The organism is Saprospiraceae bacterium (assembly GCA_016719615.1).
Lineage (GTDB): Bacteria > Bacteroidota > Bacteroidia > Chitinophagales > Saprospiraceae > Vicinibacter.
Genome location: JADJYQ010000001.1, coordinates 49,040 through 63,395, shown reverse-complemented (window position 1 = coordinate 63,395; position 14,356 = coordinate 49,040). Strand labels below are relative to the sequence as shown.

The window sequence follows — 14,356 nt, the reverse complement described above, 5'->3', positions numbered from 1 at the left end:
GGAATGGGATTATTTACGGAATGGGTTGAAACCCATTCCTAGTTATAGTGATGGGTTTATTCGTGGGCGGTGTTTTTGGGATTTCGATTTCTGATTAATGATTTTTGTGGTTGCGTTTTTGGATCCGGCTGAAGCCGGCTGAGGGGTTTTTTAAATTAATAATTTTTGGTTACTGTTTTTAGCAAAAAACAGCATTAGATTTTGATGATTTTTTCCAAATTGAATCCATGTTTTTGAATGAGCTCTTCATATTCATCATTGAAAGATTTCTTGCTATGGTGCTCCTCCTGATTTTTAATATATTGCCTGAGCTTTGGCATTCTTGATTCGGATACGGATGCAGCATAATATTCATCCTGCCAGGCAAATTTTTCAGTTGTTAGTCCCAATTTATTTATCCAATTGGATGATTCGCCTTTTATGAATTGCATGACATTTTGCATCGTTTGGTCATTTTCCATTGAAATCAGGCAATGACAATGATCAGAATATCCGCTGATAAAATCAATGTATATTCCTTTTTCTTTTGCGTTTTCTGAAATGTGATCCCATACTTTGAGTCGCAATTGTTTGGTCTTAAGAAATGGGTATCTATGCTTGGTACTCCAAACAAAATGGATGTATACTTTTAGAATGGGCATTGTATAGTGTTTAATATGTTAGGGTGTTGTACAAAATTGCAAATTTATTTTTGATTTTAAATTTAAATTTTAGGTATTAATTCTAAAATTTTGAATAATTGTTTTGATGAATTCGAGGAAGGGGTTATTTGCGGGGTTGGTTGATTTTACAGAATGGGGTTATTTTACGGAATGGGTTGATTTTTGGAATGGGTTGATTTTACGGAATGGGTTGATTTTCGGAATGGGATTATTTACGGAATGGATTATTTACGGAATGGGTTGAAACCCATTCCTAGTTATAGTGTGGGGTTTATTCGTGGGTGGTTTTTGGGGTTTACGTTTTCTGATTAATGATTTTTGGGTTTGCGTTTTTGGATCCGGCTGAAGCCGGCTGAGGGTGGGGATTTTTGCGATTAGATTCTCATTTATTAATTGCTTCTAGTTTTAGATGGGTGATTGGGATGGATTTTTGATTGGGATGAATTTTATTTACGGAATGGGGTTGATTTTCGGAATGGGTTGAAACCCATTCCTAGTTATAGTGTGGGGTTTATTCGTGGGCGGTTTTTGGGGTTTTCGTTTTCTGGTTAATGATTTTTGGGTTTGCGTTTTTGGATCCGGCTGAAGCCGGCTGAGTGTGGGATGTTTGCGATTTGATTTTCATTTATGAATAGCATTTAGTTTTAGATGGATGATTGGGATGAATTGATGATTGGGATGAATTTTCATTTACGGAATGGGTTGATTTACGGGATTGGTTGATTTACGGAATGGGTTGAAACCCATTCCTAGTTATAGTGATGGGTTTATTCGTGGGCGGTGTTTTTGGGATTTCGTTTTCTGATTAATGATTTTTGGGGTTGCGTTTTTGGATCCGGCTGAAGCCGGCTGAGGGGTGGGATTTTTGCGATTAGATTCTCATTTATTAATTGCTTCTAGTTTTAGATGGGTGATTGGGATGGATTTTCATTTACGGAATGGGTTGAAACCCATTCCTAGTTATAGTGTGGGGTTTATTCGTGGGTGGTTTTTGGGGTTTACGTTTTCTGATTAATGATTTTTGGGTTTGCGTTTTTGGATCCGGCTGAAGCCGGCTGGGGGTGGGATGTTTGCGATTTGATTTTCATTCATTAATAGCATCTAGTTTTAGATGGATGATTGGGATGCATTGATGATTGGGATGAATTTTCATTTACGGAATGGGTTGATTTTCGAAATGGGATTATTTACGGAATGGGTTGAAACCCATTCCTAGTTATAGTGTGGGGTTTATTCGTGGGCGGTGTTTTTGGGATTTCGTTTTCTGGTTAATGATTTTTGGGTTTGCGTTTTTGAATCCGGCTGAAGCCGGCTGGGGGTGGGATGTTTGCGATTTGATTCGGATTTATGAATAGCTTCCGGCTTCAACTGGATGGCTATTTGGGATTTATTTTTCGCGAGATAAAGAAAATGGAAATGATTCGGGCTTTGTCCCTCTTTTCAAATTGGGCTGATCTCCCATTTGAAAATGCAATTGACCTCCTTGCATTATGCTGGGATGATCTATCCAATTGTAATTATGCTCTTTCCCGTTCCAAAATACGTTTTGGACAAATATATTTTCCTGGCTGTTGTTCGGTGCTTGGATTACAAATTTTTTATCATTTTCTAAATGCAAAATTATTTTTTCGAACAAAGGTGCTCCCAATACATATTGATCTGTCGCAGGACATACGGGATAAAAACCCATGGCTGAAAAAACATACCATGCACTGGTTTGTCCATTGTCTTCGTCGCCGCAATATCCATCGGGGGCGTTTTGGTATAATTTATTCATGACCTCTCGCACCCAATATTGTGTTTTCCAGGGCTGCCCTGCATAATTGTATAAATAGATCATATGTTGTATCGGCTGATTGCCGTGTGCATATTGCCCCATATTGACGATTTGCATTTCGCGAATTTCATGAATCGTAGATCCGTAATAACTGTCATCAAAAACAGGTGGCATGGCAAATACAGAATCCAGCATCCTGGCAAAAAAATCATAACCGCCCATCAATTGTGCGAGTCCGTCGACATCGTGAAAAACACTCCAGCTGTAATGCCAGCTATTTCCTTCCGTGAATGCATCGCCCCATTTAAAAGGGTTGAAGGGATTTTGAAAACTGCCATCTGCATTTTTTCCACGCATCAATCGCGTGGCAGGATCAAACAAGTGTTTGTAATTCAAACTTTTTTTCTCGTACAATTCAATCTCTGCTAAGGGTTTATTTAAAGCTTTGGCCAAACGGCTGATGGTAAAATCGGCATAAGCGTATTCTAAGGTACGCGCTGCACTTTCATTAATATTGACATCGCATGGAATATATCCTAGTCTATCGTAATGTTCAACACCTTTTCTTCCGGTTGCTTGCGGCCCTTCGTGATGCGCTCCGTGGATCAAGGCATCATAAAGTACCTCTATGTCATAACCGCGTATTCCTTTGATATAAGCATCAGCAACTACAGAGGCAGAATTATTTCCAATCATAATATCGCTGTATGACGGACTACTCCATTCCGGCAACCATCCGCCTTCTTTGTAATCATTGATAAGGCCTTCCTGCATTTCTTTGTTGACGGAAGGAAACAACAAATTCAACAAAGGATATAAAGCCCGGAAGGTATCCCAAAATCCTGTGCCTCCGTATCGGTATCCTGGCAATACGGTCCCTGTATGCGGACTGTAGTGTACTACTTTTCCATCAGCGTTTATTTCATACTGTTTCATTGGAAACAACATGGTCCTGTACAGTGTGGTATAAAATATATTTTGTTGTGATTCGGTACCACCTTCGATCTCAACTTTACTCAATAAATTGTTCCAGATATTTTTGGCCTTCCCTTTAATGTTTTCGAAAGAATCGCCACCTAACTCCAAAAGATTCCGTTCAGCTTGCTCAAAACTAATAAATGAAGAGGCAATACGTGCATGTAAAATATTCTGGTGCTTTTGAGCTTCAAATTGAAAAATACCACCCACATGGCTTCCCGAAAGCTCCCGAGTTGTCAATTTTGTTTTATCACTCCAAATATTGAAAGCAAGTATGGGCTGATCAAAAACAATGACGAAATAATTTTTAAAATTATTGAGCTTGCCCCGACTATAGCGCGAGCTGTAGCCAATGATTTTATTTTGTTCCGGAATGATTTTAATATAAGAGCCCCTGTCGAATGCATCGACCACAATGAATGCACTGTCGGTTTTCGGAAATGTAATTCGGAAAATGGCTGCGCGATCTGTTGGAGTGATCTCAACCTTGGTATGAAAATCTGCCAGATAGACCTGATAATAATAAGGCCTTGATGTTTCAGCTTTATGACTAAACCAGCTTCCGCGCTGGTCTTCATCAAATACTGATTTTCCTACCACAGGCATCAACGAAAAGGGTCCGTAATCATTCATCCATGGAGATGGCTGGTGTGTTTGTTTGAAACCTCTTATTTTTTTGGCATCATAGGTATATTGCCAACCATCGCCATTGCGGCCTGTTTGTGGTGTCCAGGCATGCATTCCCCAGGGTAATGCAATGGAAGGATAGGTGTTGCCATGGCTCAGTTCATAACTGCTTTGAGTTCCCATCAATGGGTTGACCCGGTCGGCCAGGTCCGGTTTTCTTTTTGACTGCGCAAAAACAAGATTGGGGAAAATCAATAATATGAAATAGAGAAATCGCATGGTGATTTATTTAGAAGTCTAAATATAGTTGTGAAATTAATGAATTGGCGAAAAAATGATTTTTATCTTTTCTTTACACAATATTGAGTTATTTTTTAACTCATTATTGATCTATTTATTTTTTAGATTTAATAGGGATGGGGTTATGATTGGGATGGGGTTATGATTGGGATGAATTTCATTTACGGAATGGGGTTATTTTACGGAATGGGATTATTTTCGGAATGGGATTATTTACGGAATGGGTTGAAACCCATTCCTATTTATAGTGTAGGGTTTGTTCGTGGTCGGTGTCTTTGATTTCGTTTTTAATTTATCATTTTTGTGTTTCCGTTTTTGATTCCGGCTGAAGCCGGCTGAGGGTGGGATGTTTGCGATTTGATTTTCATTTATGAATAGCATTTAGTTTTAGATGGATGATTGGGATGAATTTTTGATTGGGATGAATTTTATTTTCGAAATGGGTTGATTTTACGGAATGGGATTATTTACGGAATGGGTTGAAACCCATTCCTAGTTATAGTGCGGGGTCTATTCGTGGGTGGTTTTTGGGATTTCGTTTTCTGATAAATGATTTTTGGGTTTGCGTTTTTGGTTCCGGCTGAAGCCGGCTGAGGGTGGGATGTTTGCGATTTAATTTTCATTTATGAATAGCATTTAGTTTTAGATGGATGATTGGGATGGATTTTTGATTGGGATAAATTTTATTTACGGAATGGGTTGATTTTCGGAATGGGGTTGATTTTCGGAATGGGATTATTTACGGAATGGGTTGAAACCCATTCCTAGTTATAGTGCGGGGCTTATTCGTGCGCGGTGTTTTGGGATTTCGTTTTCTGATTAATGATTTTTGGGTTTGCGCTTTTGAATCCGGCTGAAGCCGGCTGGGGGTGGGATGTTTGCGATTTGATTTGAATTTATGAATAGCTTCCAGCTGGAAGGCTATTCATATTCTTAATTTTCGTCACATTCCCAATTTTTTTTCCATATTTTCAAGTGAGATTCCTTTGGTTTCAGGAACCCACATTTTTATCCAAAATAGTTGGAGGAGCATGAGGAAACAAAATATTCCAAATATGATTGCAGGATTTAAAATATTGACAAGTTTTGGAAATATCAAGGTCAAAAGAGCAGCAAATAACCAATGGGTAAAACTTCCCAAAGTTTGGCCGGCATCGCGATGTTGGTTGGGAAATATTTCGCTGATAAATACCCAGATGACGGCTCCTTGTCCGATGGCATGTGCTGCAATAAATGCAAAAATTCCATAGGTGACGAGGTCATAAAATTCGGTAGCAAAAGCAAAAGAGCATAAGCCGAGTGAAAGGATGTAGCCGAAAGCACCCCAATAGAGCAAGGATTTTCTTCCTGCTTTATCAATTAATCTTAAACCAACAAGTGTAAAAATTAAATTTATCAAACCAATTCCTACAGATTGAAGAAGAGAGGCTTCTTGTCCCAAACCCGTCAATTCAAAAATTCGGGGTGCGTAATACAGAATAGCATTGATACCTGAAAGTTGATTGAAAAACGCAATAAAAAATGCAAGCAAAATGGGCTTCAATAAAGTTTTGGTAAAGAATGGTTTTTTGTATTCTGCATTTCCGGTCGATGCAGAAATACTTTCGACCAAGTCTGCAATTTCCTTTTGATCAATACCGGGATTCATGTTTGAAAATATTTCTCGTGCTTTCTTGTTGTCTTTTCTACGAAGGATCAACCATCGTGGACTTTCAGGCAAGTTCATACATAAGAAAATATAAATTGCCGATGGGATCGCCAGCACTCCCAACATATATCTCCAGGCATCGGGACCTAAATGACTTAGTAATGCATTTGAAATGTAGGCTATTAAAATTCCAAAAACGATATTGAATTGAAACATCCCGGTAAGTTTTCCTCGCTTTTCCGGTGGCGATATTTCGCTAATATATAAGGGTGCTGCTATGGTAGAGATGCCAATTCCCAGCCCACCCATAAATCTGAAAATGATAAATGTATAGACATCGGTTGCGAGGGCTGTTCCGAGGGCAGAAATCAGGTATAGAAAGCCAACGAGTATGAGTGCATTTTTTCTTCCCCAAAGTTCTGTTGGAAATCTTCCGATAAATGCTCCAAGCAAGGTACCCCAAAGAGCCATGCTGATGGTAAGGCCATGCATAAAGCTGTCGAGATCCCAAAGTTTTTGAAGAGTTTGTTCGGCACCTGAAATGACAACAGTGTCAAAGCCAAATAAAAATCCGGAAAGTGCGGCAACTACGGCGCAGTAGTATAAAATATATTTAGGACTGATTTGAAACATTTGTTTAGTGTTAAATGGCAATGACCAAGATGATGAATTATTTTTTCAAATATACTTTCAGATCTACACATTTTACATCGCTGGTGTCTTTATAAAATATGGGTTCTGCTTTGTTATCCCCTTTTACTTTGAGGGATTCAATATTGAGACCATGTGTATCGTCGATTACCATCGCCGGGCGATAATCCGGTTTTTTAATTTCGAGTTCAATATTTTTAAAGGTCAAGCCCTTTACATGTCTAACGTAAAAACCCCATGCGGGTAGCTCTCCAAACATGGAAAATTCAGGATAGCTTGTTTCGAGTTCCGGGATGTCTTTGATGCGATATAAAGGCATGTGGGCATAAGCTTTATTCCCTCTGCCCGGATAAATAATTTTTACATTTTCTATGGTTACATTTTCTACAAAAACTCCGGGGTTTCCTGTAATTGAAGAAGGCAATACATTGTGAAAGGTGGTAAAACCAGGACCTCTGATCTCGTAATCGATATCAGGTGTTTCAAAAGGTACCGTCACTTTCATATTTCTGATGGTTACGTTGCGCAAAGGGCCTGCTTTTTCGGCACCACGTACTCTGCCAATGCGCATGAAGATGGCATTGCCCGTATTCGTTGCGACAATATTTTCAACCAACACATTTTCAATAAAACCGCCCTGTGTGGCTTCAATGGCAATAGCTGAGCGATACGTATCGTAAACTTTAATATTTCTGATCACTACATTTCTGGCCCCACTAACGAGAGATGTACCAAATTTGATGGCTGAAGCACTGGATCTGATTTTGCAATCGGAAATGTAAATATTCTCGTTGATTTGTTTCAAACTAAAATCTTCTGATTTAATGCAAATACCATCATCTGAAGCGTTGATATCGCAATTTGTTATTCTAACATTCTGACAATCTACAATATCGATTCCGTCGTTGTTCCAGTAGGCATCGCTATCGACGGTCATCCGATCTATGACAATATGATTGCATTGTTCGAATGACTGGACCCAACTGGAAGCATTTTTAAGGGTAACATCTGTTAGCCGGATTTTGCTGCAACGAAAAAACTCAATGATCTGCGGTCTGAATTCGTGCCAGACTCTTTTTTCAGTAAAATGGTAATGTCTGCTTTCAATTTTCCCGGCATAAAATAAACTGTCGGTATGTAGCCCCAAAGCAACGCCACTGCCATCAATAGTGCCTTTACCAGTAATTGCAATATCTGTTACGTCTTGAGCCAATAACAAAGCTAACCACTTATAGACCCTCGAATAATCCTTTAAATCTGTACTCCCCATCAAAACAGCCCGTTTTTCCAAATGTAGGCTTACCCCACTTTTCATATAAAGTGAACCCGAAACAAAAACTCCTGACGGGAAAATCACGACACCACCGCCATCGGAATGTGCCTGATCAATTGCCTTTTGGATGGACCTTGTATTAAGGGTGATGCCATCGCCAATGGCACCGAACGACCGGATGTCGTAGTGTTTTGAGTATAAGGAGCAAGAAATTAAATAGAACAATAAAAGTAAGTATATTCTGTATGGCATATCGTTCATTTACTATACAAACATAGGTATAGTTTTACTCAAAGTGGTATCGAGTTTGGATGGCTTTATTGAATATTCAAGTAATGAAATTAAACGGATTTGTATACCATCAATTCTTCATTTCAACAATTCTAATTGCTACCTACAAAATAATAACTTCTTGCCTTTAAAAAAATGGCAAATCATCCTATTCCATTTTCATAAACCTCCCTACAAACTTCTTAGCTCCTAAGGATCCCCCTTTTATAATATATTGACCTGGCAAGAGCGACCGTACGGATATCTCTGCATGTTTTGATCTTAACAATCCCGAGCTCACCCATTTTCCATCGATATCAAACAAATTATAAAATAATAATCCTTGCGCCATCGCTTCCGGCAGTTGCAGCCTTATCTGTTCTTTTGCAGGGTTTGGATAAACTCCTATCTCGATTTGATCTTCCGGTAGATTAGATGCTGACGTGAGTGAATCGATGCTGTATTTAATCAGCACAGCATCTAGTGAACCGTCAGTAGTATCGTTTTTGAGTATGGTATCATTAATCATTAATTCCCTGCTTCCGAACATTCCAAAAATATATACACTGCGCCCATCAGATGCTACCTGTTGTTCATAATCATTATTCTCTCCACCATATGTTGTCCCTGTTATAATTTCACCATTATTATTTGCCAATAAAATAAAAGAATCTGAACGCCCTTTATTGCTTAACTGTGCGTTTCCAGCTTGAAAATTCTGCGTTGAGTAATTGCCAGAAATAATCAGATGATTAGAACTTATTAAATGAATGCTCATATTATCGGCTAAACCTTCAATCTTTCTCTCTATTGTTTTAGCCCATTGACATTCTCCGGTTTTATCATACACACTATAAAAAATATCAAAAAAGTTAGATCGGACTTTATCCTTATGTAAATATATATTTTCAGAAAACTTTAAAGTATCACTACCAAACATGCCACCCAGGTATATATTATTTTCTTTATCAAAACTTATGTCATTATATGCACAATATTCAACATCCTTACCTTGTACAGATTTTAACCAGATCGTTTCGCCATCTCCATTTAATTTAAGTATATAAACCTCATCCTGGCCAAAATCTTCCTGCAAATAAACCGTCTCCGCATTGCGTACTGTAAATGAATCAACTGTTAATTCTCGACCGCGGAACATCCCGTATACTATAATATTATCCTCACCATCTACTTTGACATCGCCAAAATATCCATCTACATTATAATATTTTTTGATCCAGATCGGATTAAAATCCTGGTCTAATTTGAATAATAATAAATATCTTCCTTTTGTAAGATCTGAGTTGAAAATCGTATCCTTATTTTTGTCGATAATACTTTTTCTCGTTTGAGCAGGCAAGTAATAATTGCCCGATTTATCTATTGCGATGCCACCTTGGTTGTTTAAGGTACCACGAATGACTTCTGCAAAGGTTTGGTATTTTAATAACTCCCCCTCCTCATTTAATTTCAAAATAAATGCAAATGAATTTACATTAACACTTGAATATAGTTTCACTGTATCCAAGTAAATTTCATTGCCCTGGTGAAAACCGGATATGATTACATTATTGTCCTGATCTATGACTATGCCATAAGCTTCGATTCCTATAATGTTTGTTTTGAGTGCCCGCCCCCATAAGAGCTCACCTGATGGGGAATATTTCAACAACACAGCATTGCTGGGATAATTTTCAGGATTTATCCAATCAAAGAAAAATCTATTGTCAATGGAAAAATGAGAGGAGTACACCTCACAGAAAAGATAGAGGTCTCCTTTCTTATCCACTTTCATGACGCGATCTATTTCATCTTTACTCCCTCCAAATGACCGCGCCCACTCAAACTTAAATTGTTGGGTGAATATGAAGGAATGACTAAACATTATCAGCCATAATAAAAATGGCTTTAAATTTTTCATAGTATCAGAGTTTTAAAAAAGTGGAGGTCAAATCATTTTGACCTCCACCTATGTTTCATTAATGACTTACAACAAACTTGAACAATTTCCTTTGTCCGTTTTGTTCAGCCGAAATAAAATACACACCGTTGGGCAAATGCCCTACCGGCAGGCTGGCTGCATAAGGATCTAATCGCTTTAGCTCAACATCCAAAGATTTACCTAAACTGTTAATCACCCGCAAATCATCAGGCCACTTCTTTTCACCAGAAGGCTCTGTACGAATGATCAATTCATCCCGAACAGGATTAGGACTTAATTGCAGTTCAAAATTCTTTCTGAGTCTGGTTTGTACTCCTCCAAAATTATTGCTGCAGTTTTCCTGAGCATAGTATTCGCCCAACAAAGTCAGACAGAGATTTTGGGCATCAAATACTGCACGACCACCATAAGCATAACAATACTGCGCTATCGCCCGAAGATCATCTTCTTCAGTCATCGTTAAAATCTCTGCCCTCCAGATCTTCAGGATGATATCATTGATCTTCTTTTCGTTGAGTTCATCCAGAGTAGTGGCAGACAGATTGTTGTTGGTCATTTGAAAATCGTTGATCGTAGTCAGGTTTGTTTGCTCGTTAGACTGCATCTGGCTTGAGATGCTCTGGATCAAATCCTCCATTTGCAACTCGATACTGCCCATCTGGTTGAGCAGGTTTTCAATGATCACAGGATCGCTTTCATTCAATAACTGCAGATCCAAAGCCGTTAATTGACCGGCTAGGCTGTCGTATTGGGCATACAGCGCATTCAATGCAATGGCCTGAGCCTCGAGCACCAGCAGAAAATCCTTCATTTGACCACGCAGTGTTGAACTTTGGCCGATGAATCCATTGGTATGTGCAGTGTAGAATGCTGCAATATTGGGATGCCCGTTGATCCAGGCTGGCCACAACAAGATCAGCTCGTAAATCGACTGTTTCAAACTATTGGCTAAAGGCAAGTCCAGACTATCAAACAAATCGCTCGTACCCAGCAGTTCGTCATAAGCAAGCGCTGCTAAAGAATCATTGATGTGGTATTGCAAATAATTTTCGCCGCCTGTTCCTATGGAACATTCCTGTGGAAATCCGGCAACAGGACCTTCTAGTTTAAATAAAACATCAACAATATATTCCGGCAGATGGACAGAAGGTTTAACCTCATCAATTGGAGCCCAAAACTGGCATTGAGCAGCATTAAAAGAGTTTGGGTGCCTAGCCTTAACAGAGCTCACCACGGGCAGCCATGAATTGTACATTTGATGATGCTGAATCCCGGTCAATGCGTTAGCATTATACAAAGAGCCTTCCTGAGAGTTGCTCTGAAATTTGTTTTCCGCGATAAAAGAGCCTGTGATAGCCTGACAATTTCCGTTGAAATGTATGCCAATCACATTCGCATTACAAGTATTGTTTACAATATCATTTTCCGGAGATATGTTAAACAAGAGGCCTTTAGTACCAAAGTTGATCCCATTGCACTGGATCAGTGAACCACCGCTGTTTGAAAATTCGATGCCGGGTTTGGGTGAGCCCATGGTCAGCGTATTGTCAGTCACACTGGAAGTCTTCCAGTTGCTCACATAGATGCCGGCTCCGGGATCCAGACCCACTGCCGTTATTTCATTAAATTTTAATACGGCATTTTGCTGGTTATCCACATCTGCCAAAAGACTGATGCCCATACAACTGCTTCCTCCCGATGCAACAGTGATTTGGTTGTGATCTGCCGTAAATTGGTTGCCAATACTACCCGTAAGTGATACTTTGATACCAAAGTTAGTTGCACCTCCGTTGGTTGCTATCTGATTGTTGTTGATGGTTCCGCTAAATTGACTTTGATCAATGCTGACATCATAGCCTCTGAATATTTCTGAAAATTTAAGGCTGGAATTTGGTTGTGGAATAGATGCTACCGCCGTTAAGGTATGAGATCCTCCACCACTGATCTGATCTCTAACGGCTGTCGGTATATTTTGAAATTCCAACAAATCCATTGTGAGATTAAAAGGATTCGCCAGGTTTTTTACAAACCATAATCCAGTGTTATCAACATCGTGTATATAAAAATTCCTGACAGACAAATTGGTATTGATGGCATGAATGCCGTACTCGAAATTTTTAATAATATTTCTCGATCCGGTCACAGGAAAATTGGTCGGTAAAGAGGTAATACCATTCATGTCGAGATATATTCCGGTACCTTCATCACAACCACAAAGTACCGTGCAGTTCTTACAGCCCTCAAACGTATTGTTGTGAAAATTTACGAAGCGGGGCCGATGTCGAAATGATCTTATTCCATTTACATTTTCAAGAAAATCATTGTCGGTGAAATTCAAAGTGGCTCCTATACTAATATACGGACTCAGAAGTTCAAGCATGATCTCAGCATCAGTGATGGTTGCAGAAGTCCAATTTAATGTAGCCCTTGGATTTGCTTTAATCCCAACCCACCTGCAACATGGAAATCCAATATTGACTCGTCGGGCGGTTTGAATTGTGGTCCCGTTAAGCCCAAAAGTCCTGTTGTAATTCACAATAATTTGAGAACTCCGTGCCATATTCCAAATACCTTGATTAAAATTGGAATTGATATCGACGATTAAATTACCCTCAATATACAAAGGAGCGGCCGGGTTACTTGCATTTTGAGTTATAAAATCAAAGACCGTGATTCCACCCTGGTTGCTTAATACATCCGACATTTCGAGGTCTTCTCCAGCTTTTCCGAGATAGGCCCCCGGATAAAAGGGCAAACATTTAGTCACCTCATCAATAATTTGGTTATCACATAAGATCTGATGAGTTACACAAACCTGACCGCTTGTATTGACATAATTAGTAAATACATGGTCAGGAGGAGCGCCATTGGGAGTGCCTGTATTAATCACTGTACCGTCTGAGTAAATCCATCTATTTACAGTCATGCCCGGTCTGTCACAGACAGGTGCACATTTATACACATTGCCCATACAGGACAGGTAATTGGTGATGGTCTGAACATCAAAAGAAAAATCAGCGCTCTCACAACAATCACAGGGCGGCAGATCGATCCATTCACAACAGGTGTAAGGATGATCTTCAATTGTATAAGTGACGCAAATGTAATACGGACCTCGACCAATGAAGTTGTGTTCTACCATTTTGGTTGTAGTTGAGACCGGTGGACTTTGATCGCCAAAATCCCAAACGTATTGCGGTGAATCATAAGGCGAATTGAAACTAAACTTAATGCAACATTCTTCTCCAGCCGGCGGGCACTCTTCCCAGGAAATGGGATCGGGCTCGCATTCTGGGCAGGGTGGTACAAACACTTCAAAGCAGCAAGTTTGATAATAATATTCATCAAAACGAAGCGTGACACATACCTGATAGGTTCCCGGTACTGAGTACAAATGAACAATTGATTTTTCACTAAAGGGATACTGAATGGCATCGCTCCCATCACCAAAAACCCAGGTGATATGATCTGCATTAAAGTTTGGGTTGATGCTAAAGGTTACAGAACAGTCTGAATTAAATACGGTACTAAAATTCCATAAACTACAATTCGGGTTGCAGGATGCATAAACATTTTTGGTACAAGATTCTGGCAGTCCTTCTGACGGAAGGAAAGTATGATCAATTTGAATATACCCATTAGCGGATAAAGTGCATTGAAAACAAACTTTCCGGCCGGTAAAATTGGTTTGAGCACATGACCCGCCGATAGCAGTGATGACCCATTCATGAGTGCCGGGAAAGTCCAGACCCTCAACACAAATTTCTTTTAATCCGTTTTCCAGGCAGATCGCCTTTGTTACAATAAATTCGCAACTGCTGGATTGAGCAGTTGTTTTGTTGCTTACCAAAATAAATAAGGCCAGCAACGGAATGAAAATTAATTTTTTCATTGTACATGATTTAAATTGTTAAATAATATGGTACCCAACAATTTCATAATCATTAAAATTAGCCTAAATTGCAGTCTATTTTCGCGAGTAGAAGGCCTGCATCCCCAGTCGATGGGTGATCGTGGGCTTTTTTAATTATATGAAACTGAAAATAAAACCGAAACGGGTGTTACAATATGTTCAATGGGGTATTGGCTTAGGTTTCATCCAAAATCGCTTAAATTTAAAAACTTAAATTTTATTTATTATAAAATTAGATGAAAAAAAAAAAGTACTTAACAAATAATTAACACTTTTAAACACAAAATAGCTCATTATCCCAGGACTCATTTAGTA

Annotated in this window: 6 protein-coding genes; all 6 read right to left on the bottom strand. The window is 39.1% G+C overall.

The features are described 5' to 3' along the window. Positions 1 to 194: 194 nt before the first annotated feature. The 6 genes from tnpA to IPM92_00265 all read right to left on the bottom strand — a co-directional run bounded on the left by tnpA (position 195) and on the right by IPM92_00265 (position 14,020). Positions 195 to 641 (bottom strand): IS200/IS605 family transposase, encoded by a 447-nt coding sequence (tnpA, locus tag IPM92_00290; GenBank protein MBK9106842.1) that lies wholly within the window; start codon positions 639 to 641, stop codon positions 195 to 197. A gap of 1,408 nt (positions 642 to 2,049) precedes the next feature. Further along, on the bottom strand, positions 2,050 to 4,323 hold the full coding sequence (locus IPM92_00285; protein MBK9106841.1) for a GH92 family glycosyl hydrolase: 2,274 nt from the start codon (positions 4,321 to 4,323) through the stop codon (positions 2,050 to 2,052). Positions 4,324 to 5,287: 964 nt separating this feature from the next. Further along, positions 5,288 to 6,616, bottom strand: coding sequence for a sugar porter family MFS transporter (locus IPM92_00280; GenBank protein MBK9106840.1), 1,329 nt, complete (start codon positions 6,614 to 6,616; stop codon positions 5,288 to 5,290). Positions 6,617 to 6,662: 46 nt separating this feature from the next. Further along, positions 6,663 to 8,168 (bottom strand): right-handed parallel beta-helix repeat-containing protein, encoded by a 1,506-nt coding sequence (locus IPM92_00275; protein ID MBK9106839.1) that lies wholly within the window; start codon positions 8,166 to 8,168, stop codon positions 6,663 to 6,665. Between the two features lie 187 nt (positions 8,169 to 8,355). Continuing rightward, positions 8,356 to 10,107 carry a hypothetical protein gene (locus IPM92_00270; protein ID MBK9106838.1) on the bottom strand — a complete coding sequence of 584 codons (1,752 nt, stop codon included), beginning with the start codon at positions 10,105 to 10,107 and terminating at the stop codon, positions 8,356 to 8,358. A gap of 58 nt (positions 10,108 to 10,165) precedes the next feature. Next, positions 10,166 to 14,020 (bottom strand): right-handed parallel beta-helix repeat-containing protein, encoded by a 3,855-nt coding sequence (locus tag IPM92_00265; protein ID MBK9106837.1) that lies wholly within the window; start codon positions 14,018 to 14,020, stop codon positions 10,166 to 10,168. Between the last annotated feature and the right edge of the window lie 336 nt (positions 14,021 to 14,356).

What these genes read in the sequence shown, in the direction of transcription:
- tnpA (MBK9106842.1), bottom strand. Translation starts at nt 641, where the DNA reads ATGCCCATTCTAAAAGTATACATCCATTTTGTTTGGAGTACCAAGCAT.
- IPM92_00285 (MBK9106841.1), bottom strand. Translation starts at nt 4,323, where the DNA reads ATGCGATTTCTCTATTTCATATTATTGATTTTCCCCAATCTTGTTTTT.
- IPM92_00275 (MBK9106839.1), bottom strand. Translation starts at nt 8,168, where the DNA reads ATGCCATACAGAATATACTTACTTTTATTGTTCTATTTAATTTCTTGC.
- IPM92_00270 (MBK9106838.1), bottom strand. Translation starts at nt 10,107, where the DNA reads ATGAAAAATTTAAAGCCATTTTTATTATGGCTGATAATGTTTAGTCAT.
- IPM92_00265 (MBK9106837.1), bottom strand. Translation starts at nt 14,020, where the DNA reads ATGAAAAAATTAATTTTCATTCCGTTGCTGGCCTTATTTATTTTGGTA.